Annotated in this window: 29 protein-coding genes, 2 tRNA genes and 1 other annotated feature; of the genes, 6 read left to right on the top strand and 25 right to left on the bottom strand. The window is 38.5% G+C overall.

All coding sequences use genetic code 11. From position 1 onward, the window contains the following. Positions 1-158: 158 nt before the first annotated feature. The 7 genes from EDD71_RS13700 to tgt all read right to left on the bottom strand — a co-directional run bounded on the left by EDD71_RS13700 (position 159) and on the right by tgt (position 5,315). On the bottom strand, positions 159-818 hold the full coding sequence (locus tag EDD71_RS13700) for an HD domain-containing protein (RefSeq protein ID WP_133629309.1): 660 nt from the start codon (positions 816-818) through the stop codon (positions 159-161). A gap of 145 nt (positions 819-963) precedes the next feature. Further along, entirely contained in the window at positions 964-1,464 is a 501-nt protein-coding gene (locus EDD71_RS13705) for a gamma carbonic anhydrase family protein (RefSeq protein WP_133629310.1), read from the bottom strand. Between the two features lie 27 nt (positions 1,465-1,491). Then, positions 1,492-2,850: a thioether cross-link-forming SCIFF peptide maturase gene (gene scfB / locus EDD71_RS13710; protein ID WP_133629311.1), complete on the bottom strand. Its 1,359-nt coding sequence runs from the start codon at positions 2,848-2,850 to the stop codon at positions 1,492-1,494. A 57-nt stretch (positions 2,851-2,907) separates the two neighbouring features. Next, positions 2,908-3,048 carry a six-cysteine ranthipeptide SCIFF gene (scfA, locus tag EDD71_RS13715; protein ID WP_133629312.1) on the bottom strand — a complete coding sequence of 47 codons (141 nt, stop codon included), beginning with the start codon at positions 3,046-3,048 and terminating at the stop codon, positions 2,908-2,910. A 119-nt stretch (positions 3,049-3,167) separates the two neighbouring features. Next, positions 3,168-3,563 (bottom strand): TIGR04086 family membrane protein, encoded by a 396-nt coding sequence (locus tag EDD71_RS13720; RefSeq protein WP_166636492.1) that lies wholly within the window; start codon positions 3,561-3,563, stop codon positions 3,168-3,170. A gap of 52 nt (positions 3,564-3,615) precedes the next feature. Then, positions 3,616-3,924: a preprotein translocase subunit YajC gene (yajC, locus tag EDD71_RS13725; RefSeq protein ID WP_133629314.1), complete on the bottom strand. Its 309-nt coding sequence runs from the start codon at positions 3,922-3,924 to the stop codon at positions 3,616-3,618. Positions 3,925-4,190: 266 nt separating this feature from the next. Further along, the gene (gene tgt, locus EDD71_RS13730; protein WP_133629315.1) at positions 4,191-5,315 is read right to left on the bottom strand and encodes a tRNA guanosine(34) transglycosylase Tgt; all 1,125 of its coding nucleotides are present in this window, start codon (positions 5,313-5,315) and stop codon (positions 4,191-4,193) included. A gap of 197 nt (positions 5,316-5,512) precedes the next feature. Beyond that, positions 5,513-5,762, top strand: a binding site (T-box leader). Positions 5,763-5,874: 112 nt separating this feature from the next. On the opposite strand from tgt, the gene EDD71_RS13735 reads away from it, so the two are divergent. Continuing rightward, positions 5,875-6,387, top strand: coding sequence for a tryptophan transporter (locus EDD71_RS13735; RefSeq protein ID WP_133629316.1), 513 nt, complete (start codon positions 5,875-5,877; stop codon positions 6,385-6,387). Positions 6,388-6,413: 26 nt separating this feature from the next. On the opposite strand, the gene queA is transcribed toward EDD71_RS13735, so the two are convergent. The 6 genes from queA to EDD71_RS13765 form a co-directional block, all read right to left on the bottom strand. Then, complete coding sequence (queA, locus tag EDD71_RS13740) at positions 6,414-7,442, bottom strand: tRNA preQ1(34) S-adenosylmethionine ribosyltransferase-isomerase QueA (RefSeq protein WP_133629317.1); 1,029 nt, start codon at positions 7,440-7,442, stop codon at positions 6,414-6,416. Positions 7,443-7,468: 26 nt separating this feature from the next. Then, positions 7,469-8,470, bottom strand: coding sequence for a Holliday junction branch migration DNA helicase RuvB (gene ruvB, locus EDD71_RS13745; protein WP_133629318.1), 1,002 nt, complete (start codon positions 8,468-8,470; stop codon positions 7,469-7,471). 9 nt (positions 8,471-8,479) lie between these two features. After that, positions 8,480-9,067 (bottom strand): Holliday junction branch migration protein RuvA, encoded by a 588-nt coding sequence (gene ruvA, locus EDD71_RS13750; RefSeq protein ID WP_133629319.1) that lies wholly within the window; start codon positions 9,065-9,067, stop codon positions 8,480-8,482. A gap of 9 nt (positions 9,068-9,076) precedes the next feature. Beyond that, a complete protein-coding gene (gene ruvC, locus EDD71_RS13755) occupies positions 9,077-9,571 on the bottom strand; it encodes a crossover junction endodeoxyribonuclease RuvC (protein ID WP_133629320.1) in 495 nt (164 codons plus the stop codon). A 91-nt stretch (positions 9,572-9,662) separates the two neighbouring features. Beyond that, positions 9,663-10,289 carry a hypothetical protein gene (locus tag EDD71_RS13760; RefSeq protein ID WP_133629321.1) on the bottom strand — a complete coding sequence of 209 codons (627 nt, stop codon included), beginning with the start codon at positions 10,287-10,289 and terminating at the stop codon, positions 9,663-9,665. Positions 10,290-10,384: 95 nt separating this feature from the next. Then, positions 10,385-11,128, bottom strand: coding sequence for a YebC/PmpR family DNA-binding transcriptional regulator (locus tag EDD71_RS13765; RefSeq protein WP_133629322.1), 744 nt, complete (start codon positions 11,126-11,128; stop codon positions 10,385-10,387). Between the two features lie 293 nt (positions 11,129-11,421). On the opposite strand from EDD71_RS13765, the gene EDD71_RS13770 reads away from it, so the two are divergent. Then, a complete protein-coding gene (locus EDD71_RS13770) occupies positions 11,422-11,781 on the top strand; it encodes a sulfite exporter TauE/SafE family protein (RefSeq protein ID WP_133629323.1) in 360 nt (119 codons plus the stop codon). A gap of 11 nt (positions 11,782-11,792) precedes the next feature. Beyond that, a complete protein-coding gene (locus EDD71_RS13775) occupies positions 11,793-12,137 on the top strand; it encodes a sulfite exporter TauE/SafE family protein (protein WP_341472343.1) in 345 nt (114 codons plus the stop codon). A gap of 29 nt (positions 12,138-12,166) precedes the next feature. Here EDD71_RS13775 and EDD71_RS13780 read toward each other — a convergent pair whose 3' ends face one another. The 3 genes from EDD71_RS13780 to EDD71_RS13790 all read right to left on the bottom strand — a co-directional run bounded on the left by EDD71_RS13780 (position 12,167) and on the right by EDD71_RS13790 (position 13,931). Then, complete coding sequence (locus EDD71_RS13780; RefSeq protein ID WP_133629325.1) at positions 12,167-12,544, bottom strand: CoA-binding protein; 378 nt, start codon at positions 12,542-12,544, stop codon at positions 12,167-12,169. A gap of 1 nt (position 12,545) precedes the next feature. Beyond that, positions 12,546-13,196, bottom strand: a complete 651-nt coding sequence (locus tag EDD71_RS13785; RefSeq protein WP_133629326.1) for a YigZ family protein — start codon at positions 13,194-13,196, stop codon at positions 12,546-12,548. Positions 13,197-13,259: 63 nt separating this feature from the next. Further along, positions 13,260-13,931: a HEAT repeat domain-containing protein gene (locus EDD71_RS13790; protein ID WP_133629327.1), complete on the bottom strand. Its 672-nt coding sequence runs from the start codon at positions 13,929-13,931 to the stop codon at positions 13,260-13,262. A gap of 139 nt (positions 13,932-14,070) precedes the next feature. On the opposite strand from EDD71_RS13790, the gene EDD71_RS13795 reads away from it, so the two are divergent. Next, entirely contained in the window at positions 14,071-14,265 is a 195-nt protein-coding gene (locus EDD71_RS13795) for a DUF1858 domain-containing protein (RefSeq protein WP_133629328.1), read from the top strand. Between the two features lie 172 nt (positions 14,266-14,437). Continuing rightward, positions 14,438-14,632, top strand: a complete 195-nt coding sequence (locus EDD71_RS13800) for a DUF1858 domain-containing protein (protein ID WP_133629329.1) — start codon at positions 14,438-14,440, stop codon at positions 14,630-14,632. A gap of 36 nt (positions 14,633-14,668) precedes the next feature. Here the strand turns inward: EDD71_RS13800 and pdxR are convergent, their stop codons facing one another. From pdxR to rd, 6 genes are all read right to left on the bottom strand, one after another. Beyond that, positions 14,669-16,114, bottom strand: a complete 1,446-nt coding sequence (pdxR, locus tag EDD71_RS13805) for a MocR-like pyridoxine biosynthesis transcription factor PdxR (RefSeq protein WP_133629330.1) — start codon at positions 16,112-16,114, stop codon at positions 14,669-14,671. Positions 16,115-16,182: 68 nt separating this feature from the next. Next, a complete protein-coding gene (locus EDD71_RS13810; protein ID WP_166636493.1) occupies positions 16,183-17,028 on the bottom strand; it encodes a DegV family protein in 846 nt (281 codons plus the stop codon). A gap of 354 nt (positions 17,029-17,382) precedes the next feature. Continuing rightward, positions 17,383-18,276, bottom strand: coding sequence for a nucleotidyltransferase domain-containing protein (locus EDD71_RS13815; protein ID WP_133629332.1), 894 nt, complete (start codon positions 18,274-18,276; stop codon positions 17,383-17,385). Between the two features lie 116 nt (positions 18,277-18,392). Continuing rightward, a complete protein-coding gene (locus tag EDD71_RS13820; RefSeq protein WP_133629333.1) occupies positions 18,393-18,632 on the bottom strand; it encodes a hypothetical protein in 240 nt (79 codons plus the stop codon). 4 nt (positions 18,633-18,636) lie between these two features. Beyond that, positions 18,637-19,302 (bottom strand): hypothetical protein, encoded by a 666-nt coding sequence (locus EDD71_RS13825; RefSeq protein WP_133629334.1) that lies wholly within the window; start codon positions 19,300-19,302, stop codon positions 18,637-18,639. A 192-nt stretch (positions 19,303-19,494) separates the two neighbouring features. After that, positions 19,495-19,656 (bottom strand): rubredoxin, encoded by a 162-nt coding sequence (gene rd / locus EDD71_RS13830; protein WP_133629335.1) that lies wholly within the window; start codon positions 19,654-19,656, stop codon positions 19,495-19,497. 565 nt (positions 19,657-20,221) lie between these two features. Here rd and EDD71_RS13835 point away from each other — a divergent pair. Continuing rightward, complete coding sequence (locus tag EDD71_RS13835; RefSeq protein ID WP_133629336.1) at positions 20,222-21,271, top strand: alkaline phosphatase family protein; 1,050 nt, start codon at positions 20,222-20,224, stop codon at positions 21,269-21,271. Positions 21,272-21,290: 19 nt separating this feature from the next. Here EDD71_RS13835 and EDD71_RS13840 read toward each other — a convergent pair. The 3 genes from EDD71_RS13840 to hflX form a co-directional block, all read right to left on the bottom strand. Then, positions 21,291-21,366, bottom strand: a tRNA-Gln gene (locus EDD71_RS13840). A 29-nt stretch (positions 21,367-21,395) separates the two neighbouring features. Continuing rightward, positions 21,396-21,471: transfer RNA gene (locus EDD71_RS13845), tRNA-Gln, on the bottom strand. Between the two features lie 65 nt (positions 21,472-21,536). After that, the gene (gene hflX, locus EDD71_RS13850; RefSeq protein ID WP_133629337.1) at positions 21,537-23,339 is read right to left on the bottom strand and encodes a GTPase HflX; all 1,803 of its coding nucleotides are present in this window, start codon (positions 23,337-23,339) and stop codon (positions 21,537-21,539) included. Positions 23,340-23,522 lie beyond the last annotated feature (183 nt).

Consider the following 23,522-nt stretch of genomic DNA (forward strand, 5'->3'; position numbering starts at 1 on the left):
TCTTTCTTTGTTTAAAACTCCCTGTCTAAATTCCTGTTTTTTTAAAGAAGGCTAATTTTTCAGCTAAAATTTTAATGAGTTTTGCAATTGCCTAAATGCTGATATGCAATAATTATACAGCCCCTGAAATTTTAAGTCAACTTATTGAACTTCAAGGCTCAAAGCAACCTTACATCGTTTATGACAAGCCTAAACTGACATTTAAGGTAATCGGCTGCTTTTCTGCACATGATCATTCGAGTTAAAAATATTTCAAAATATTCCATAAGTGGAACTATGCTGGTATCTATAACTACTCTGAGTTCAATAATTCTATCTTCCCTGTTAACCAATACCTCGGACTTTTCTGCTGCATAGTTTACCCTGTCATGTATATCAAAGGTTGCGATTTCCCTGTTCCTCACCCTCCCTCTGTGGACATCGGACTTATCCGCTAAAATGATGGCCGCAGCTATTCTGTTTACAGCATGTCCGTATTCCTCCTCATGGTTTCCTATAGCGGCTGCAATAAGCGCAATTTCCTCCGGATCCATTCCAAGCTCCCTTAAAATCCTCATTGCCAGAATTGCTCCCGTCTGTCCATGGTCATGTCTGTTAACAGCATTTCCTATATCGTGAAGTATTCCTGCTATAGCCGCAAGTTCCACTTCCCTTTCACTGAAACCAAGTTCTCTTAAAATGTTTGAGGCTATTTTAGAAACTATGCCGGCATGTCTGAAACCATGCTCTGTAAAGCCTATCTCTCCAAGATGAATGTTGGCGTACTCGATATAAGTTTTCACTTCAATGTTGTTTCTCACCATTTCCAAAGTTACCATAGCAAGCGCTCCTTTAATATATTCTATAAAATCATGTTTTTTCCTGCATGGGGCCAAATTAAAATAACATAAAAAGAGGACAGGATTATAAAAAACCCCCTGCCCTCTTTATTATTCTTTATTTTTTAATTGATATTCATAAAATTCATCTATGCCCCTTTATAAGGTTCACATATATATCTGCATTTCTTCTTATGGATTCTATCTCCTCAAGGGTAAGGCTCCTTACAACCCTTCCAGGTGCACCAAGTACTAGGCTTTCAGGTGGTATGACTTTTCCCTGGGTTACAATGGCCCCTGCGCCTATAATGCAGTTTTCTCCTATTACCGCATCGTTTAATATTACTGCTCCCATTCCTATAAGGCAGTTATCCTTAATTGTCGCTCCATGGACTATGGCATTATGTCCTATAGTAACGTTATCCCCTATAACAGCAGGGGATTTATAATCATTGTGGATAACAGCCCCATCCTGTACATTGGTATTCTTTCCTATTCTAATGCTGTTAATATCCCCTCTCAGCACTGCTCTGTACCAGATGCTTGAACCCTCGCCAACCTCCACATCCCCTATTACATCGGCTGAATCTGCAACAAAGGCTTCGGAATGAATCTTGGGCAGCTTTTCAAAATAGTTTCTTATCATATGTGTCCCTCCACAGGTTTAACCATATCATTCAACCGAGAGCCTGGCCTTTATTGCAATGGCGCATTCAACTCTCTTTTTCATCATTTCACATCCAAGCTCATAGGGTACATGGATGTCGCCATTGAAACTGTAGTTGTTTGCCTGGCATCCACCGCTGCAGTAAAACCTTGCCCAGCAGTTCATACATTTTGGTTTATTGTAAATATGTCCGTTTTTAAACATGTTGGATATGTTTTTATCGACATCCCCATCTGAAAGATTTCCCATTTTAAACTTTTCATTTCCAACAAACTGGTGACATGGATATATATCGCCCTCTGGAGTTACTGCAACGTATTCATGTCCTGCCCCACAGCCTGATATTCTCTTGTATACACATGGTCCTCCATTTAAATCCATTGCAAAGTGGTAGAACTTAAAGCCCCTGCCTTCCTTTTCCCTCTTTATTATCTCCTCTGTAAGCTTGTCATATTGTTCAAATATAGTTTCAAGATGTTCCTTTTTCAAAGCAAGGGGATGGCCCTCTTCAAGCACGACGGGTTCAATGGATATTTCTTTAAATCCTTCATCTGCAAGGGCAATTACATCGTTGTAAAAGTCAAGGTTCTCGGATGTAAACGTTCCCCTTACATAATACTGCTTGCCCTTTTGCCTAATTTCAACCATCTTCTTTATTTTAGGCATTATCTGATCATATGTACCTGAACCATCGTACCTTCTTCTTATATTATCATTTACTTCTTTTCTTCCATCTATACTAAGCACTACATTCCCCATATTCTTATCAATGTAGTCCATATTTTCGTCGTTAAGCAACGTTGCATTGGTTGTAATTGTAAACCTGATGTTTTTGTTATGTATCTTTCCCTGTTCCTTTGCATAATCCATAATTTCTTTAATAGCTTTGAAATTCATCAGCGGTTCTCCACCAAACAAATCCACTTCGATATTATGCCTTGGCCCTGAATTTCTTATAACGAAATCTATAGCCCTCTTTCCAACCTCAGGGCTCATAAGCTGCCTTGCACCGTTATAGTCACCCTCTGAAGCAAAGCAATATTTGCACTTTAAGTTACAGTCATGGGCAACGTTTAAACAAATGGCCTTTATATATGAAGGGCCTTCATCCTTTAAAATCATGTCCTTATATGGATCATCGGAAAACAGCATGCCTTCCTTAACAAGATATTCAACTTCCCCAAGTCCTTCCTCTATCTGTTCATGTGAATACTTGTCCATAAGTACTGCAATTATATCCTCTCTGCTTTTGCTTTCATAATGGTCAAGAATGTCGTATACTACGTCGTCAACTATATGTATTGCGCCGCTGTTCACGTCAATTACTATATTCAAATCACATTGCCTGAACTTATGAATTTTCACTTTATTTCCTCCTTAAAAATGTTTAAAAAGCAGTAACTTCTAGTTACTGCCCCTTTATTACTTGTGTTCACACTCCAGGTTTGCAACTGTACAGGAAGTCTTACATGCTGACTGGCAAGAGTTAGCACATTCTTTGCAGCCTGGCTTGTTGATGCTTGCCTTTAATGCTCCCATGTTGATTGTCCTGATATGTTTCATTGAAACTCCTCCTTTTTTATTGCTAAATGTTTTAGCATAATAATCCAAGATTACCGTTTAAATTATAGCATAACAAACTTTGTTACTCAATAGCGGTGTACAAAATGCTTAAACCCATACTAATCCCTGCTCCCCATTACCATACCAATCATTCCTGATAGGGCACCTATTACAATGGACATGATAAACCTTATTAAAAACCCTTTCATAGTTACATCTCCCTGCTCAATTAAAAAAGCGATAAGCAGTATAATTATGGTATATAATGCTCCAATAACTGCTCCGTGAAGGTATCCCCTTCGCCCTATCTTTAATGAGCCGTAGATGCTTCCAAAACATATCCCAAGTATAAGTACAATCCATATTGCTGTATCGAAGGCCTCTTCTCCAAGGCCGGTAAAATTATAGATAAGCGCCGCTATTATAAGGAGCAGAACTGTAAGGGCTATGCCTCTTATAAGTGCCTTTCCATAAGTTAAAAGCACATTGGAACCCTTATCCTCCTTATTAAACAAAATCTCACCCCCTATCTATAAATATGAGTGAGATTCTGTTTATATGTATATTTTATTCATCCTTTTCTTCTACTTTATTCTCCTCTTCATTTTTACCTGCATCATTTGAAATAACAGTTAAAACAGCTGATTTTGCCATCTCAATTCTGGTTGCATCGGGACCTGATTCAATTACTATTCTGTCGCCATCCATACTTGATATTGTGCCGTATATTCCTCCCCTTGTAAGAATTTTATCCCCAATGTTAAGGCTTTCCATCATCTCCCTCATCTTCTTCTGCCTTTTCTTCTCGGGAACGATCATGAAAACATAAAATACACCAAGGATTAAAACCCATGTAATTAAATTGTAAAAGTTCATCTCTTCTCCTCCTTACTTGTTTAACCTGGTGTGCCAGTTCTTTACTTCTCCATTTACCATTCCGGCAGGGATATTGCTTCCCTGGCTTTGTTTGAGTAAAGCCAGTTTTCAAAAGTTCTTGATTTTTAAAATCCCAGGCCTTAGAACTTCTTTGCCAGGCTGCTAGTAAATGAAATATATTTTTTCCCAGCGTCTTTTAAAGCAAAAAACAGCACAATACGTTATTTAATAAAATATTAACACTCCCTAAGGCGCTTTATCAAGAATTATTTTTCAGAATAACCATATTTTGCAAAGAACTCCTTCTTAAAGTCAAGAAGGCTGTCCTCCATAATAGCCTGCCTTATATTCTCCATAAGCTTCAAAAGGAACCTTAAATTATGTATCGTAGCAAGTCTTGCCGCAAGAATTTCCTTTGCCTTAAAAAGATGCCTTATATACGCCCTTGAGTAGTTCCTGCATGCATAGCAGTCGCATTCCTCATCAAGGGGTCTAAAATCCTCGGCATATTCAGCATTTCTAACGACTACCTTTCCCCTGCTCGTAAACACAGTGCCGTTTCTTGCAATTCTCGTTGGAAGTACGCAGTCAAACATATCTATTCCTCTTATAACGCCCTCAATTAACGCATCGGGACTTCCAACTCCCATTAAATACCTTGGCTTGTTCTCCGGCATAAGATGAGTTGTCCAGTCAAGTACCTCGTACATTATGGGTTTCGGCTCACCTATGCTGAGACCCCCAATTGAATATCCTGGAAAATCAAGCTTTACCATTTCCCTCACTGCTTCTTCCCTTAAATCCTTGTACATGCCTCCCTGTATAATTCCAAACAGGGCCTGTTTTTCTGTATTCCTATGGGCAGCTTTGCACCTTTCAGCCCATCTTATGGTCATATAAAGTGACTTTTTTGTATAATCATAATCGGCTGGATATGGAGGGCATTCATCAAAAGCCATTATAATATCAGCCCCTAAAGCGTTTTCTATCTCAATGGCCTTCTCTGGTGATATAAAGTGCTTTGAGCCGTCAATATGGGACTTGAAGGTTACCCCTTCTTCCTTTATATCCCTTAGCTCACTTAAACTGAAAACCTGGAACCCTCCACTGTCTGTAAGTATAGGTCTATCCCAGTTCATAAATTTATGAAGCCCTCCTGCCTTCTCAATAAGCTTCTCACCAGGCCTCATATGGAGATGATATGTATTGCTTAGTATAATCTGTGCACCTATTTCCTTAAGCTCCTCGGGTGTCATGGCCTTGACCGTTGCCTGTGTTCCAACGGGCATAAAAATAGGCGTTTCAATAATCCCGTGGGGTGTGTGGAGCCTTCCCCGTCTTGCCCCGGTCTGCCTGCACTGCTTTATGAGTTCGTATCTTATCGCTCCCATCATTTTTCCTCCTTATGTAAATCAGTGTATTTTCCATAACAAGCTATAAAAGTATAACATATATTATTTTTTACTACAATATTAGCAATAATGCAAAATGTCACCAAAAGCATTTTTCTTCATATTATGTATTATATAAAACTTTTTATTGACTTTACCACTTTTAAGTTGTAAACTATAAGCAAATAAAAATACAGGTAACTTTGATGATTGAAGGGAGTAAGTAAACGCATATGCTCCAGCGAGTCAGGGATGGTGTGAGCCTGATGCAGATTGGTTTACTGAATGGGTTCATGAAAAGTCAGGCGAAACTTTTTGGAGTAGCCGCGACCGTGGGTTTCACGTTACAGGAACAGGATATCGAAACTTAAGTTTCCGTATCCGGTAGAGTGAGGCGCATTTGCGTCTAATTTAGGTGGCACCGCGAAACAGTCTTTCGTCCTATTGGGATTGGAAGGCTTTTTTTATTACCTTTTTTAGGAGGGATTCAAATGAAGTGAACTTTAATAAAATCTAAAAACAGCTGTAAATTAATTATAATTTTAGGAGGGTAAAAATTATGAGTCTAAGAAAAAATATATTAAGCGCTCTTCTTCTTGCGTTGGGTCTAATAATTCATCAAATCGTTCCCGGTTCAATAGGAGGAATGAAATTCGATATTCAGCTTACAACGATTTTTGTCATAATAGCAATAAACATGGATTTTAAAAACGCTATTCTCACAGGCTTTGCAGGGGGAATAATCACTGCATTAACAACCACCTTCCCCGGAGGCCAGATACCAAACGTTATTGACAAGATAATAACTTCCATTGTCGCATACCTGCTTCTTAAGATACTAAGCAAGTTCCTAAACAAGCAAATCGTTGTTGCAATAGTAGGATTTGTTTGCACCGTTATAAGCGGTACTGTATTCCTGATGTCAGCACTTCTTATAGTAGGACTTCCGGCACCATTTACCGCCCTTTTCCTCGGGATAGTGCTCCCTACGGCCCTTACAAACATTCTTGCAACAACTTTAGTCTACAACCTTGTTAGAGCTTCACAAAAAGCAGTTGGTTTTAATGTATGAAAGGGTGTGCCCCTACGGGCACGCCCTTAATCAGTTATAAACATCGCATCCCCAAAGCTGAAAAACCTGTATCTTTCCTCAACAGCAATTCTATAGGCATTTATAATCTTTTCCCTTCCTGCCAGTGCGCTTACAAGCATTATAAGTGTTGATTCGGGGAGATGGAAGTTTGTAATAAGGTTATCCAGTATTTTAAACCTGTACCCGGGATAGATGAATATATCAGTCCATCCTGAACCCGGCCTGACATATCCATCCTCGTTGGCAGCCGTTTCAAGGGTCCTGCAGGATGTGGTCCCAACTGATATAATCCTTTTGCCATTTCTTTTTGCTGAATTGATTATTTCGGCATTCTCCTCATCAATCATATAAAATTCAGCGTGCATTTGATGCTCTTCTATGTTTTGAACCTTTACAGGCCTGAAGGTCCCAAGACCAACGTGGAGAGTTATATAGGCTATTTTAACCCCCTTTTCTTCTATTTTCTGAAGCAGTTCCTTTGTAAAATGAAGCCCTGCAGTCGGAGCGGCAGCAGAGCCCTCTATTTTAGAGTACACTGTCTGATATCTTTCCTTATCCTCCAGCCTCTTTTTAATATATGGAGGTAGAGGCATCTGCCCAAGCTTATCTAAAATCTGCTCAAACACTCCCTGATACTCAAATTCGATTATCCTTCCACCTGCTTCAGTACTGTCGAGCACCGTACACTTAAGTTCTCCCTCTCCAAATACAAATCTTGAGCCTATCTTCGCCTTCTTTCCCGGTTTAACAAGGGTTTCCCATTTGTCTTTATCAATTCTTTTTAAAAGGACAAATTCCATATTTGCCCCTGTATCCTCCTTAATCCCATAGAGCCTTGCAGGAATTACTCTGCTGTTATTTAAAACAAGGCAGTCCCCTTCATCAAGATATTCTATTATATCTCTGAATATTTTATGTTCAACCCTGCCATCAGATTTATGCAGCACCATGAGCCTTGACATATCCCTCTCTGGAAGAGGCTCCTGCGCTATAAGCTCCTCCGGCAAATCAAAGTAAAAATCCTGTACCTTCATAACTGCACCTCTCAATCTACTAGATACTACTCCGCCGGGTGGGGAATACCCATGTGCTCATAGGCCGTCCTTGTTGCTATCCTTCCCCTCGGCGTTCTGTTTATAAATCCTATTTGAAGCAAATATGGCTCATATACATCCTCTATGGTTTCATTCTCCTCCCCTATCGAATAGGCAAGGGTATCAAGCCCAACGGGGCCTCCTCCGAACTTGTTTATAATGGCTAAAAGCATCTTTCTGTCGATATTATCAAGGCCGAGCTTATCAACCTCCAAAAGGTCAAGGGCCCTGCTTGCAACCTCATGGTCTATAACCCCATTGGCCTTTACCTCTGCATAATCCCTTACCCTTTTTAAAAGTCTGTTCGCTATTCTTGGGGTCCCCCTTGACCGCCTTGCTATCTCAAGGGCACCTTCTTCATCGATCTTTACATTTAATATTCCGGCCGAACGCTTAACTATATATGCCAGTTCCTTTACATTATAAAGTTCAAGCCTCAATATAACTCCGAATCTATCCCTTAAAGGCGATGTAAGCATTCCTGCCTTAGTGGTTGCTCCGATCAAAGTAAATTTAGGAAGGTCTATCCTTATAGACCTGGCACTTGGGCCTTTACCAATTATTATATCCAGCGCATAGTCCTCCATCGCTGGATAAAGAACTTCTTCAACACTTCTATTTAGTCTATGTATTTCATCGATAAATAAAACATCGTTTTCACCCAGGTTTGTAAGTATTGCTGCAAGATCGCCGGCCCTCTCTATGGCAGGCCCCGATGTTATTCTAAGCCCCGCTCCCATTTCATTTGCAATGATGCTGGCAAGGGTTGTTTTACCAAGGCCTGGCGGTCCATATAAAAGAACATGGTCAAGGGATTCCCCCCTGTTTTTTGCAGCCTGTATGAAAATGGAAAGCTTCTCCTTAACCTTCTCCTGGCCTATATATTCTTTAAAACTTTTTGGCCTCAGGCTTCCATCCACATCCATATCCTCAAACCTGAGTTCGGATGATACTATTCTGTCATCCATCTATACCACCTAACCCTTCATAAGTAGCTTTAGCGCATCCTTTACTATTTCCTCTATGCTCTTTGTTTTATCAACCTTACCAAGGACTGATGCTGCCTCCTGCCTGGTGTATCCAAGGCTCATAAGGGCTCCCATGGCCTCTCCCGTCTGGTCAATATTACCCGTTGTTTCTTCATCCTCAGGCAGGAAGCTGTAGTCTTTAAACTTATCCTTTAGCTCAAGTATAATCCTCTGGGCAAGTTTCTTTCCTATTCCCTGGGCCTTCGAAAGGGTTTTGTCGTCCCCTGTTATTATTGCAAGAATCATATTTGAAGGGGATATTGAGGAAAGCATTGAAAGGGCTGCCTTTGGCCCCACTCCTGATACATTTATTAGCATTTTAAACATGCTTAGTGCTTCCTTGTCAAGGAAACCATAAAGCCCCATCTGGTCTTCCCTTACATAATGATATGTATATATTTTAACCCTTCCGCCCTGTTTTTTTACCTTCTCTATTTCATTTAAGGGCATCGATATTGAATATCCTACCCCGCCGCAATCTATAACCACATAGTCTTCACCGTATTCCTCTGGAATCCCTTTAATATGAGCTATCATAAAACCACCTCATTTTATCTTAAACATATCGCCCATATGGCTAGAATGGCCATGGCATATGGCAATTGCAAGGCCGTCTGCAGCATCATCCGGCTTTGGTATTTCCCTTAAATTCAAAAGCATCTTAACCATCTGCTGCACCTGCTTTTTATCCGCCCTTCCATAGCCTGCAACCGCCTGTTTAACCTGCAGAGGGGTATATTCATATATGTTAAAGCCATTCCTCTGGGCACAGAGTATGGCAATTCCCCTTGCTTGTCCAACTGTTATGGCTGTTTTGGCATTCTGATTAAAAAACAATTCCTCAAAAGCCACAGCATCGGGTTTATATCTATGAAAAATGTCCTCAAGCCCTTTATAAAGTACCTCAAGCCTCTCGGGAAGGTTTATTTTATTGGTAGTAGTAACCGCCCCATAATTCAAAACCTTAAACTTGTTGTTTATAAACTCAACAACTCCATAACCCGTTATAGCAATTCCAGGGTCAATGCCTATAATTATCATTACCTGCCTCCTCGAAAATGTGTTCGATTAGTATTATAGCACTTTTGATGACTTTTGGCATTAAAAAACTCCTGAAAAACAGGAGTTTATACTAAATCACGCCATCGTCCAGATTGATATCCAATTCTAAATCTTCGTTTATATAGGTTAGAAATTTTTCCTTCTCTTCAAATACCTTGCCGTTTTTAATTTCATTCTGCATGGAAATATCTATATCATCTATACTTATTTCATCATGTTTAAGGGGAATCATATTTCCATTCTGGTCCGATTTATAGATATAAACCCTTTCCTCATCTGCTTTTATTATATAGCAGTTGGACGGAGCTAAGTTGGATATCTTCTTTTGAGCAATTATCTCATTGTTTTCCGATGAATATTGTACATCCTTGTATCCCTGTTCTTTAAAATATTTTTTAACCTTTTCCAGATTGTAGCCAATTATTTGTTCATTTGCCCTTTCCTCTACCCTTCTTTGATACATCGGCAGCAGTTCATATGTTTCTACTTTAATTATTTTTGTGTTGCCGTCCACTATTGATCTGTTGCCATCATCGCTTTGCTTTGCAAAAACCATTCCATTTTTATTTAACTGCTGTGAAAAACTCATGGAGTTTGATTTTTCTGCAGCCATTTTCATTACGAAATACCCTGCAAAGAAGCTTGCCGTCAGAATAATAGCAGCAACCGAAAATATGACAATACCTTTTTTTAACATATAATCACCTCTTTTAGAGATAATTATGTCCAATTTTATTTTTTTTATTCAATTTTAAGCAAAAAAATAAGGGGAGCCTTAATCTCCCCATTATTTCACTCCTCTCCCCATCCTTCAGGGAATTCAGCATTGTGATAAACGTTTTGCACATCATCATTATCCTCAAGGGCATCGATGAGCTTTTCAAACTTTGCAGCAGTCTCTTCATCCAAGCTCACCGTTGTACCTGGTATCATGGTAACTTCAGCTGAGGCAAATTCTATGCCATTTGCTTCAAGCGCTTCACGAACAGCTGAGAAATCCTCAGGCGAGGTTGTTATTTCATATACATCATCATCGGACTCGAAGTCTTCAGCTCCAGCGTCAAGTGCCATCATCATAAGTTCATCTTCATCTATTGAGTCGCTTTTTTCTATGACTAAAAGTCCCTTCTTTTCAAACATGAAGGAAACACATCCAGGAGTTCCTACGTTTCCACCGTATTTATCGAATATATGTCTAACGTCTCCTGCTGTCCTGTTTCTGTTATCCGTAAGTGCCTGAACAATAACTGCAACTCCTGATGGGCCATATCCTTCATATATGATTTCCTCGTAGTTTACGCTTCCAAGCTCACCTGCGGCTCTTTTGATTGCCCTTTGAATATTTTCTGACGGCATATTGTTTGCCTTAGCCTTAGCAATTGCATCCCTGAGCCTCGAGTTAGCATCAGGATTTGAGCCTCCCTCTTTAACTGCAACGGCTATTTCTTTGCCGATTTTTGTGAATATCTTTCCTCTTAGGGCATCTTGCTTGCCCTTTTTATGTTTAATGTTGGCCCATTTTGAATGTCCTGACATTTCTATTCCCCCTTAAGACTTAAATCGCCTATAAATTTTACCACAAAAATCAAACTTTATCAAATTGCCCTGTCAGCTACCCAGAACCATAAACTTTCTCTGCACAAGCCAGGCGATGGATAAAATATCACAGCGCCCTTTAAGCCAAAACCATCAAAACAAATCAAATTACCTGTTCCTTCATATTGTTTTTTCAATATTAGCATATTCTCCACAATAATACAATTATGTGCGGAATAACCCCTTTGATATTGGATAAATTAATTTTATAACACATTGTTAAGGGTGATAGGATGAAAAAAAATCTGCTAAAGATATTTTTGATTGGACTTATAACAGGCATATGCAATGGTATATTCGGCTCCGGCGGTGGAACAATTCTCGTACCTGCCATGGTCATGTTCCTGGATATAAAGGAAAACAAGGCCCATGCCACGGCGATATCTGTTATTCTTCCGCTTTCCGTAATAAGCTCCTATTTTTATATATCGCATCAATTGATCGACTGGAATCTTGTCCTTAAAGTTACCCTTGGAAGCGTCATTGGAGGATACGCTGGTTCCCGCATTCTAAATCGGTTTTCAGACCACACTTTAAGAAGGATATTTGGAATATCCATGCTCATTGCAGCTGTAAGGATGGTGTTCTGGTAATGCTTATAACTTTGATAAGTTTTTTATCCGGCATAATAAGCGGAATGGGAATAGGCGGTGGAACCATACGCATACCCGCCCTTACCATTTTCTTTGGTACAAAGCAGCACATAGCTCAGAGCGTTAATCTTCTTACCTTCATACCAACGGGGCTTGTGGCCGTTATATCCCATTTTAAACAGGGAAACATAGAAAAAAAACTGACCTTTAAGCTCATCCTTGGGGGCATAATCGGTGCCATTGCCGGTTCGTATCTTGCTGTTGTTCTCACTCCGGGGATACTTAGAAGACTGTTTGGCATATTTCTATTTATTATGGGAGTTTACGAAATCTTTTGCAAAGAGAAGGATAAGTGAAGCAAAGATAAAAATAGGGCCGTTAAGCCCTATTTAAACTCCACCATAACGCACTTATGATGTACAACCTTCATTCCATAGCTTCCTGCCTTTTCAATGAGCTCCTCACTTTCCGCCCCTGGCTGAAACCATATGTAATTTATTCCAAGATGCTTTGCCTCATCCACAAAACTTCCACCCTTTGCAGGATGAATTACCATGTCCACAGCCTCAGGCTTTTCTGGAAGGCTGCTTAGGGAAACATAGCTTTTATCCCCATCAACGTCCTTTCCAGAGGGGTCAACTGCATAAACCCTGTAGCCCTTTGCCTTTAAGAAGTTATATATTTTATATGCAAACTTCTCCCTATTATGAACGCTTCCAACCACCGCCCAGACTTTTTTATCTTTAAAATCCTGAATATCCATATTACACCTCCATTAAAACCTCATTATCATCTACGAAGCATAATAATTCTTCCTGTATACTAATTATATCATTCCCGTTCATCATTTCAATTATATCGCCATGTATTTTCTCGAAGTCCTTCTTTATGCACAATATTTTCATTGTTATTGATTCTAAAAACTCAGTTTCTCTGATAACAACGTTTCTGCTCTGAAAATAGTTATTTATCTTTCCATATCTATCATAGGGGCAAACAAGTTTAAACAAAATCCCCTCCACTCTTTTAACTTTCTTTGCAGCGTCCACCCCTTGCTTGCAGGAGGCTCCATATGCCCTTACAAGTCCTCCGGCACCTAAAAGTATGCCGCCAAAATATCTTGTGACTACAACAGCCACATCGTTTAAGCCCTCCCTCTTTAAAACCTCAAGCACAGGTGGACCTGCCGTTCCCTGGGGTTCGCCATCATCTGAATACCTCATGGATATCCCATTATTGGTTATATAGGCAAAAACGTTGTGGGTTGCATCCTTATATTTCTCTCTTATAGAATTTATGAAGTCCATGGCTTCCTTTTCGTCGCTGATTCTTTTTATATTGCATATAAAAAGAGACTTCCTCTCCTCAAATGAAACCTCAACCTGATTGAGTACAGTATAATCCTGCCTTTTCATAAGTATCACCTTTTCATATTTTATATTTCAAAGGACCGCTGCAACGGAAAACACCCTCATCTTTTAAACGTTTAGCCTCAGCGAAACCTTTGCTTCAATTTCTTGTATTGCTGTTTCAGCAGCCCTTTTTACGTATTCCTTCTCTTCGCTGTCCTCCACAATGCCCTTTAAGTGCTCCAGGGCTTTAAGGCTTCCAATCCTTCCAAGGGCTTTTACGGTGTATTCCCTCACCTGCGGCCTTGAATCCCTTAAGGCCTTTATAAGTTCATCTTCAGCCCTTAAATCCCCAATTTTCCCCAGGGCCGAGCAGCACATCCTCTTTATATTACCATCCCTTGACTTTAAAAATGCCATAAGGGAATTTACCCCATCCCTGCTTCTAAGCTCACCGAGAAGCCATATATAAAACAGGCACTCATCCTTTGAGGATTCAAACAACCTGCTGACTGCATATTCTTCAAGCTTCTTCCTCTCATGTTGTGGCATATTTTTTAATATATTTATTCTTTCCTCCCTGCTGTATCTCATAAGCTTTCTTACAATATCGGCTGTGTCGGAGTTTCCTTCATAGGCCCTGTATTTTATTTTAGCCTGTATTATGTGCCTTTCAATCTCATTTTTATCAATATTTCTTATCCTGCTTATGGTTTTAATATCCTTACCCTCAATATATAGAAGATAGGTAATCTCTATATCCTCCAGGTTATCTATGTTTTCCCAGGATATGTTTTTCATTGAAACCACCCTTTTAACATCCAGTATTAAATAATATTATATAAAACAATTTATTTATTGAAAATCTCTCTATCTGTTGTTTGTGGGATTTATATTTGATAGGCTTTAATTAAACAAACATATCCAAGGAGGTGTTAAAATGATAACTAAAGATATGAGCATTACAGATATAGTGATGAAATATCCTGAAACAGCAGAGGTCTTCGCTTCATATGGAATGGGCTGCATAGGATGTATGGCTGCAAGATTTGAAAATCTTGAACAGGGTGCCTTAGCCCATGGATTTGATATCGATACTTTATTAGAGGATTTAAACGCCAAAATTAAAAAATAATTTTTCAAAAGCTATATGCCAGGCGACAGCCACTTGGCATATAGCTTTTTTATTCTGGCAGAGTAAAGCATGTTTTCCTTGCGTTGTCAAGCATTATATGGTAATATTATAATAATTAATTTTAAAATAGATTCTATCTATTCTACATAACATAATGCTAGGAGGTGTTCTCATGATTACTAAATACATGAGCATAACAGAGATTGTAGATAGATATCCTGAGACAGTGCCTGTTTTCCAAGCCTATGGAATGCACTGCTTTGGATGAATGGCTGCAAGGTTTGAAAATCTAGAGCAGGGTGCTCTAGCGCATGGATTGGATGTTGATGCTTTGGTTAAGGATCTCAATGAGGCAATAAAAAAATAATTTAAAAGACCGTAAAATTTTTACGGTCTTTTTTATTTATAGAAACGGCATTATGTTAGCCGTATTTGCACTCCTATAATCCTGATACGCGGCATTTAAAAGCTCAACCCCTTCGGATATTTTATCCTTTTCCACACCTGCAAAGCTTATCCTAAAGTAGCTGCTTTCCTTGTCATCTATATAAAATACCCTTCCCGGTGCAATAAGCACCCCTTTTTGCTGTCCGATACTGCTCAATATCGAAGACTCCAAATCAGTTTTTCCCCATATATGAATTCCCCCCTCAGGCTCTTCAAAATACACATAGGGCATTTTTCTTTTTAGTTCATATATAAGAACATCATATCTTTCCTTATAAATTCTAAGCATCAGATTTAAATGCTCCTGCCATTTTCTTTTTCTTAAGTAAAGATCAAAGGCCCTCTGCATTAGGCTTGAGGTTGATATATCGGTATTATGCTTTGCCGATAGTATTCTCCTTGATATAACATCGGGAGCAACAAGAAAACCCAATCTTATACCAGGCATGAATATTTTAGAAAAGCTCTTCAGATATATTATTTTATTTTTTGCATCCAGAGATTTTATTGGCATGCTTCCCTCACCATAAAATCTCAACTCCGAAAGATAATCATCCTCAAGTATATATACATTGTATTTCTGAGCAAGATAGAGAAGCTGCAGCTTTTTATCCTGGCTGTAGGACACACCCGTTGGATTTTGAAAACTCGTCATTACATAGATAAGCTTTACATCCGTTGTTTTAAGCACCTCTTCAAGTTCCTTTGTATCAATTCCGTCCCTGCGTATTGGAACTTCAATAATATTAGCCCCCCTCGATTTAAAGGCGGCAATGGCTCCGGTATATGTTGGACTTTCAACTATAACTGTATCATTAAAACCAATAAGTGCCTTTGCCACAATATCAATTCCCTGCTGGGCACCGGATATAACATGTATGTTTTCGGTATTTACTGAAACATCCTTTTCTTCAAGATAATCCCTTATAGACTCCCTGAGAGGATAATAACCCTGCGATTCCTGATATCCAAAGGCAAACCCTCCATCCCTGTCCAGTACTTCATTAAGCACCTCCTTAAAATCCGTCACTGGAAAAAGCTCAGGGTTTGGGGTAGAGGTTGAAAAATTGATTTCATTTTTCCCGAGTTTAATATACCCATGATGAATGTTTATAGAGGCGGTGTCGATGCTGCCATAAACATGGGACTCTTTAGCTCCCCTTGCATAGGTTCCACTCCCAACCTTTGAATACACATATCCCTTTTGCTCAAGAAGCTTATATGCATTAACAACTGTTACATTGTTTACCCCAAGCTTTTCAGCAAACTTTCTTATAGTTGGAAGCTTCTCATCTCCTTTTATTGAACCGTTTTCTATAAGGCTTTTTATACCTTCATAAAGCTGTATATACATAGGTTCCTTTGAATCCCTGTTTAAAACAATCGACTCATAGTACTTCATTCTAACACCCCATCAAATGTATAATTTAAGGATAAAATCACACTAAAATAGGGCCCAAATGGCCCTTATTATCTTCTTAAAAAGAACAACGCAAGCGTCCCGGGGCCTGCGTGGCTGCCGATGACAGGCCCTATTTCAGAAATTAAAAATTCCTTGACCCCAAAGACCTTTTCTATTTCTTTTTTAAGTTCCATGCACAGCGCTGAATCGCCTGCATAGCTTAATCCGATCACCTGCTTATCTATTTCATAACCTCTTTCCTTCATGGTCTCTATCATCTTTTTTATAATGCCCTTTTCTCCTCTTACCCTATCATAGGGTATAATAGCTCCATCATCAAACTGAAGTATTGGCTTAACGTTTAATAAAGTTCCTATTACAGCCTGGGCAGTTGAAATCCTTCCACCTTTTTTTAGCATGTCCAGCGAACCTACCGCAAAAATATGCTCCATCCTATCCTTTAAATATTCAACCCTTTCTATTATTTCCTCCCTTGTTTTTCCTTCCTTTACCATAACAGCAGCTTCTCTTACAATAAGGCCCAAGCCAACGGAGGCAGCCTTTGAGTCTATTACATCGATGCTTTCCTTATCAAGCATATCTCGGGCAACACGTCCGGACTGGTAGGTTCCGCTTAGGCGAGATGAAAAGGCTATATATATTATATGATATCCCTCATCCAGTCCTTTTTGAAACTCCTCTTTAAAAACAGCCGGGTTTATCTGGGAGGTTTTAGGAAGTTCTTTGTTGTTTTTTAGCTTTTCATAAAATTCTCTTGTACCTATTGTAACCCTATCTTTATATAGTTCATCGCCAAAATGAACGGTTAAAGGTATCATTTTCACCCCTAAATCATTTAAAACATCAACGTCAAGATCGCATGAGCTATCCGTGTATATCTTAATTTTTTTCACAATACGCCCTCCTATAAGTTACTATTAATATTATAACTTAATAGTCGGAGATTTAAAACATTTCATGGAAAAATTTAATATAAGGTTACATTAATCTGTTGTACTAGTTCAGGATCTGAGCGAAGATAAAAAATATATGAAATTCACATAAAGCTTAGAGCTAGAAGTTCTAGGCGAAGTGATGAAGAAAAATCCAAGAACTTTCGTGACTTAAGCAAGGCGAGTTTAACGAAAGTTCTTGATTTTTCAAATCCCGAGCCTTAGAACTTCTTTGCTTAGCGTGCTGGTGAATGAAATATATTTTTTATCGCAGCGACGATCTATAAATTTATCTAGCACAACGAGTTACATTATTTATTTTATTGAATACACTATTTCGTTTATAAGATGTTCATCTCCGTATGTGGTGTATTTTCTTGTACCTTCATTTATAATACCATGGTTGCTCAATTCATCCATAAGCAGGCTAAGGTCTCCATCCACATGCTTAAACCATCCGCTGTTTTTCATATCTCCAATGGATACAGCCGTTTTTCTTTCCTTTAAAAATTCTATAACCGGCATGGCTATTGTCCTTAGGTTTATCTGAAGAAACCTATTAACAAATTCCAGAACCTCTTTTATCCTTACATCAAGGCTGTTAGAACCTGTTAGTACATTAAAGAGATATTTTACTTCGTCATTCATGTTAACAGCATAGGATAATATATCATTATCTGTAATATGCCCATTTATGTTCATAAGAAGTCTTGCGTAATTTTTTAAAAGCTCCATACACCACTGGTAAGATGTCTCAAGTTTTCCTGTAATATAATATTTTTCAGTATAATGCATTCCGTTTAAAAGATTACATAATATTTCTACATTCCTTATACTCCTGTCCCTATCCCCATAGAATCGGGTAGAAAGATAAACATCATCGAGATAACCATCCCTGCTGAACACGAGCTTTCCCGTAAAGAAGGCCTTATGAAAAGTTCCTCCCTTTAAAAGGTTTTGACACGACTTAACAAATATATCCTTTGACAGATAGTTTATGTGAATCGGTATGCCCGATACCCTGGTGTATATACTTTCCGCCTTATCCCGTTCATTTGTCAGCACTAAAAAATCGATATCCGATTTCTCCCATATATCTCCTGAAACTATACTTCCATATACGATAATCGCTACCACCCGGCTGTTGTTTTTAAGCTCATTCACAACCCTTTCATAGGCTTCCTGATATCTTTTTATATCCAATCCCACTACAGTTTCACCTCCTTAAAATACACTTTAGGCTAAATATTTAAAGTCAATTATATCAAATAGAAAACAAAAATACAAATATTCATAAAAAAAAACGCTGTCCTGCAGCGTACAAACTATTCAATAACGTTTCTTATTCCGATTATCTCCTTATCCCCACAATTAGGACATACTCCTAAATGGGAACATATGTAGTACATATCGCCATCATCCATATCAGTAAGCTCATATGAAAGATATGGTGAATAATCATCATAATAATTTTCCAGCCTATCCAATATATTCATTCTTTCACCGCATCTTTTACAATATTTTATATAATCTATCAGTCCATTGCAAACAGGGCATATATACATTCCATCATCGACCCCTTACACGTTTCATTATTAGTATAATACCTGTGATTGAAACTGCTAAGCCCACTATAATAGCTATTGTTCCCACAGGATTAAAGAAATATTTAACTTTTATATATGTGTAAGGAAATTTTATAACGTCACTGAAACCAAAGTCCTCCCTCTCACCAATGGCAAGGGAATATTTTCCCCCTCTGCCAACGGAATAGACAGCTATATAATAATCACCATCTTCAGTTATCTCTCCCCTTAAGCTCTGTACAAGGTAATAGGACGTCTGTGTGAACTTCTCATAAAAATCCCTGGATGCAGCAGGTGGAATAACGGTAACCCCCATGCCATTTACGACATTAAATGGAACCCTGTCCTTGCTGTAAATCCCCTTACCTGCAATAGCTATATAGGGCCTGAAATCCTCGTTTCCATTTATTTTTGGAATGGCCGTCTCAACAAAAAGTGGATCGCCCTTTTTAGCTGTAAACTTTATAAAATCTATATCCCTTTCATCTTTAAGCTCACCATATACGACATATGAAATTTTATGGTCAGGAACAACCACAGGCCTTTCATATGTGGAATTTGTCCCTTCAAACATAGGCTTATGAGCCTGGGCTGTTGTGGTGAAAACTAACATCATTATAATTAAGGATGTAAAAACCCTTCTTTTCATTTAAGACCTCCGACTATAAACGTAATTTCCTTAAAATTTATATTTTTCATTCCGGCACAGACAAAACCATCACATCTATATGCTGAATAGTATCCAATTATAATTTCCTCACATATAATATATTCTCCCAAATACAAAATATCACAAAACAAAAAGCGGGACGATCCTTTACTCATCCCGCTTTTTATTTTATTATGACATTTTTTCAAATGCATCCTTTCCAAGACCACAGAGTGGGCAAACCCAATCGTCTGGGATATCCTCAAACCTTGTTCCTGGAGCTATTCCTCCATCTGGATCTCCTACCTCAGGATCATAAACATATCCGCATGCTGTGCAAATCCACTTATCCATTATTAATCCTCCTTAATAGTTACTTTATGTATTTATTTTGTCCTGCACACCCATTTATATTGCGTGCAGGTTATTAACTTTTTTATTAAAGCATCATCCATCCTGATATCTCCCTGCAGAAACACCTGCATATAAATCAACCCATTTATATACCATGCGATATATAGTAGTATAATTCATTTTTTTACCATGTTCAAGCATTAAGTATTTTTATCTGAATTATACTTTTATCCTTCCTGTCAAACATTGCCCTATGTTCATTAATACATATCATTCTTTTTTAATATAACTCGTTGTGATTTTTGAACAAGGTAGATATTTATATTTATATCCTATGTTGTTAAAGCTGCAGCTCTCCGATTAACTATACTACCTTATCCATAATATTATCTACATCAATATTATATTATTATTTATCAAAATTATCTATAGTATTTTATTATTTATTGATAATTATTTTCTAATTTCCATCCTAAGGCTGCATATCTATTTATATTCTTTATTTCCCTCTATTTCTTTTAATATTTTACGTATAACTACAAAAATTATAAATGGTGATATTTATATGAAGGACAAATTGGTGGCTATTTACTTTTTACTATATTTATCGATAGTCGGAAGTTCAGTATTTATATTTGAACATAATCTCTATAGCCTTAAAACTTCAAAACATCCAACGGGCAGAAGAGTATGCCTTGTTATAATAGACGGACTAAGATACGATGCTGTAACAAAAATGGACTTTCTAAGTAAAATTAGCTCAACAAGCCTTGGAATAATGTATAAGTCCCTTGCCACCTCTCCAAGCGAATCCCGCCCGGGATATGAACGCATTATAACAGGCACCGACAGCCCCATAAATGGCATTAAAAACAATAAATCCTACCTCCCTTCACTAACCCCAAACCTTTTTTATATTTCAAATATCAGCGGGCTTAAGACTGCTGCAAGCGGTTTTTACTGGATAAAAGAGCTTTATCCAATCAGGATAGACAGAGAATATTACTATTACATCAAGGATGGGGCAACCTTTTCAAAAGCCATTGATTTTATAAATACGGACCAGCCCGATTTTATCTTAATTCATCCCATGGCAGTTGATAATGCAGGCCATAAATATGGAGGAAGATCAAATGAATATGACAAAAGTGTGAAGAAATTGGATGAGGAAATTGAAAGAACCTGGAACCTTATAAAGGATAAGGGTTACACGATGCTCATTACGTCCGACCATGGCCACAGAGATGAAGGAGGACACGGTGACATGAGTAAAAACTCCATTGAAACTCCACTGATTATAATCGATAAAAACCTCTCCTCCCTAAATCCAGCACCCTCCAATATAGTTAGGAAACAAACTGACATTGCACCAACCATTTGCGATATTTTAGGTATTCCTAAAAGCATTTATATGTACGGCAACTCGCTGGTAGCCCACAGCAGGGAAATATACACAATAAGACAGCAATTTGCATCAAAATATATTAACGATTTTGAGAGGTTTTTTAAAGCGACTTCAATAATAACCTATTTAATAACTGCTTCCTATACGGTTATATTTATGTCCGGCTGCTTCATGGCTGCCGGAATATTAAATAGATATGAAAAAAGATGAGCAGTGCTCATCTTTTTTATGGCTGCCGAGGTAGGACTCGAACCCACGAATGCCTGATCCAGAGTCAGGTGCCTTACCAACTTGGCGACTCGGCAATGTTAAGCGTGATATAATATTTTAAATTTGGCTGCCGAGGTAGGACTCGAACCCACGAATGTCTGATCCAGAGTCAGATGCCTTACCAACTTGGCGACTCGGCAGCGATGACATTATTTATTATATCACGTTTGTTTTATTTTGCAATAGCATATTTAAATTTTTTCGTCTAGATTTGATATTTTTTTACCCTTCCAAATATATCCTCAGTAGTTTTAATCTCAACATATATTCCTTCTTCCCTGTATTCCTCCCTTTCAATGCAATTGTTGTCATGAAGATAGGAAAGCACCTTTCCCTCTCCATAGGGAATAATAAGTGCAGCCTTAATAAAATCCTTATAAAGTTCCTTTTCTATGAGGCTGAGAAGAACATTAAGATTTGTTCCCTCAAGGGCTGATATCTCAATGCCGCCTCCAAATTTTGCTCTCAATATATTAAGGGCATCTGGCTCTGCCGCATCCACTTTATTAAAAACAAGAAGTATATTTTTATCCTGTACTCCCAGCTCGGATAGAACCCTGTTCACCGTTTCTATTTGTCCCGGTGCATTTTTATTCGATGCATCAACCACATGAAGAATTAGATCGCTGTATATAACCTCCTCCAGCGTTGACTTAAAGGCCATAACAAGTTCATGGGGAAGCTTTCTTATAAATCCAACTGTATCAGAAAGCAGAACATCCTTTCCCGAGGGCAGCGTCACAACTCTTGTGGTAGTATCAAGAGTTGCAAAAAGCATATTTGCCTCAAGTACCTTTTCTTTATCAACGCCTGCAATCTCACAGAGCTTATTTCTCAGTGTGGATTTACCTGCATTAGTATATCCGGCTATAGCAACAACAGGTATTTCATTTGCCTTTCTCCTTTCCCTCTGCAGGGCTCTTGTCTTCTTTATATTTTCAAGTTCTCTTTCAAGGTCTAATATTCTGCTTCTTATATGCCTTCTGTCTATCTCAAGCTTTTTTTCTCCGGGTCCCCTTGTGCCTATTCCTCCTCCTGTACGTGAAAGAGCATTTCCAAGTCCCATAAGGCGCGGCAGCCTGTATTTAAGCTGTGCAAGCTCAACCTGTATTTTTCCCTCCCTCGAAATCGCCCTCTGGGCAAATATGTCAAGTATGAGGGTTGTCCTGTCAATAACCTTACAGCCAACAGCCTCTTCAAGGTTTCTCACCTGGGCACCGGACAATTCATCATCGAAAACAACGGTATCGGCCATAAGGCTCTGTCTTAAAAGCCCCAGCTCCCTTGCCTTTCCGCTTCCTATATAATATGCAGGATCGATTTTACCCCTCTTCTGCAAAACTTTGTGGATCACCTCTCCTCCTGCCGTTTCAACAAGCTCCTGAAGTTCGTTAAGGGATTCTTCCGGAGTATAAAGATCACAGGTAACTCCACCAACAATTATTACCCTCTCTTTCCTGTCCTCATATATCCTGTGGGTTTTATCATGGAGTTCCGATTCTATTTCTTCAATTATATTGAGAATGTTAATCCTATTTATATCCATAGCCTTATATGGACCCAAGCACACCACATTATCCTTAAGTTTCCCATTCTCTACATCAAGATACCCGAAGGTAAACTCCTCAGGCTCTCCATCCTTTACGCCTATAGCCATCATACAGTCAAACCTAAGGCTAATAAGGGCCGTCATATCGGCAGGTGAAAGCATTGAAGTGCCGCCGGGATGGGTATGAATACATCTTACTCCACAAAGCCCCATCTCACCCCTCTTTTCAGTCATGGCCTCAAGGGGAGCAGTTGAGCTGTCTCCAACAGCAACGTCTACAACCTTACCCCTGCGGTTTACATATATCGATATTTCCCTGTTCATTTCACTGGATATTCTTGATATCTCCTTCATTACATCCAGATCAATAATATAATTTTTATCCATCTCCTTCTCTAACAACCTATCAAGCGCCTCTATATAAATCTTTTTAATTCCCTCAAGATTACCTCTTATCATTAAAATGCACCTCCTGTATACCTTAAATATTATATACCATCTTGTATTTTTTGAACATAATCTACTACAGTAGTACTCATTAATGCTTCAGAAATTTCGCAGCTAAAAAAATAAATAGGGCGTAGCCCCTTGATATGTAATGGTTTAGATGAATAATAATTGAAATATGTAAATTCCGATTTT

This window comes from Fonticella tunisiensis (assembly GCF_004364155.1).
GTDB lineage: Bacteria > Bacillota > Clostridia > Clostridiales > Caloramatoraceae > Fonticella > Fonticella tunisiensis.

Bases quoted from the DNA above. Each gene is read 5' to 3' on its own strand.
- EDD71_RS13790 (WP_133629327.1), bottom strand. From the start codon at position 13,931: ATGAAAAACATATCCTGGGAAAACATAGATAACCTGGAGGATATAGAG.
- hflX (WP_133629337.1), bottom strand. From the start codon at position 23,339: ATGATAAGAGGTAATCTTGAGGGAATTAAAAAGATTTATATAGAGGCG.
- ruvC (WP_133629320.1), bottom strand. From the start codon at position 9,571: ATGATAATTATAGGCATTGACCCTGGAATTGCTATAACGGGTTATGGA.
- rd (WP_133629335.1), bottom strand. From the start codon at position 19,656: ATGGATAAGTGGATTTGCACAGCATGCGGATATGTTTATGATCCTGAG.
- EDD71_RS13835 (WP_133629336.1), top strand. From the start codon at position 20,222: ATGAAGGACAAATTGGTGGCTATTTACTTTTTACTATATTTATCGATA.
- ruvB (WP_133629318.1), bottom strand. From the start codon at position 8,470: ATGGATGACAGAATAGTATCATCCGAACTCAGGTTTGAGGATATGGAT.
- EDD71_RS13770 (WP_133629323.1), top strand. From the start codon at position 11,422: ATGAAAAAAAATCTGCTAAAGATATTTTTGATTGGACTTATAACAGGC.
- EDD71_RS13820 (WP_133629333.1), bottom strand. From the start codon at position 18,632: ATGTATATATGCCCTGTTTGCAATGGACTGATAGATTATATAAAATAT.
- EDD71_RS13760 (WP_133629321.1), bottom strand. From the start codon at position 10,289: ATGTTAAAAAAAGGTATTGTCATATTTTCGGTTGCTGCTATTATTCTG.
- scfA (WP_133629312.1), bottom strand. From the start codon at position 3,048: ATGAAACATATCAGGACAATCAACATGGGAGCATTAAAGGCAAGCATC.
- tgt (WP_133629315.1), bottom strand. From the start codon at position 5,315: ATGGGAGCGATAAGATACGAACTCATAAAGCAGTGCAGGCAGACCGGG.
- yajC (WP_133629314.1), bottom strand. From the start codon at position 3,924: ATGAACTTTTACAATTTAATTACATGGGTTTTAATCCTTGGTGTATTT.
- queA (WP_133629317.1), bottom strand. From the start codon at position 7,442: ATGAAGGTACAGGATTTTTACTTTGATTTGCCGGAGGAGCTTATAGCG.
- EDD71_RS13825 (WP_133629334.1), bottom strand. From the start codon at position 19,302: ATGAAAAGAAGGGTTTTTACATCCTTAATTATAATGATGTTAGTTTTC.
- EDD71_RS13705 (WP_133629310.1), bottom strand. From the start codon at position 1,464: ATGATAAGAAACTATTTTGAAAAGCTGCCCAAGATTCATTCCGAAGCC.
- EDD71_RS13735 (WP_133629316.1), top strand. From the start codon at position 5,875: ATGAGTCTAAGAAAAAATATATTAAGCGCTCTTCTTCTTGCGTTGGGT.
- ruvA (WP_133629319.1), bottom strand. From the start codon at position 9,067: ATGATAGCTCATATTAAAGGGATTCCAGAGGAATACGGTGAAGACTAT.
- EDD71_RS13700 (WP_133629309.1), bottom strand. From the start codon at position 818: ATGGTAACTTTGGAAATGGTGAGAAACAACATTGAAGTGAAAACTTAT.
- EDD71_RS13765 (WP_133629322.1), bottom strand. From the start codon at position 11,128: ATGTCAGGACATTCAAAATGGGCCAACATTAAACATAAAAAGGGCAAG.
- pdxR (WP_133629330.1), bottom strand. From the start codon at position 16,114: ATGAAGTACTATGAGTCGATTGTTTTAAACAGGGATTCAAAGGAACCT.
- EDD71_RS13795 (WP_133629328.1), top strand. From the start codon at position 14,071: ATGATAACTAAAGATATGAGCATTACAGATATAGTGATGAAATATCCT.
- EDD71_RS13785 (WP_133629326.1), bottom strand. From the start codon at position 13,196: ATGAAAAGGCAGGATTATACTGTACTCAATCAGGTTGAGGTTTCATTT.
- EDD71_RS13780 (WP_133629325.1), bottom strand. From the start codon at position 12,544: ATGGATATTCAGGATTTTAAAGATAAAAAAGTCTGGGCGGTGGTTGGA.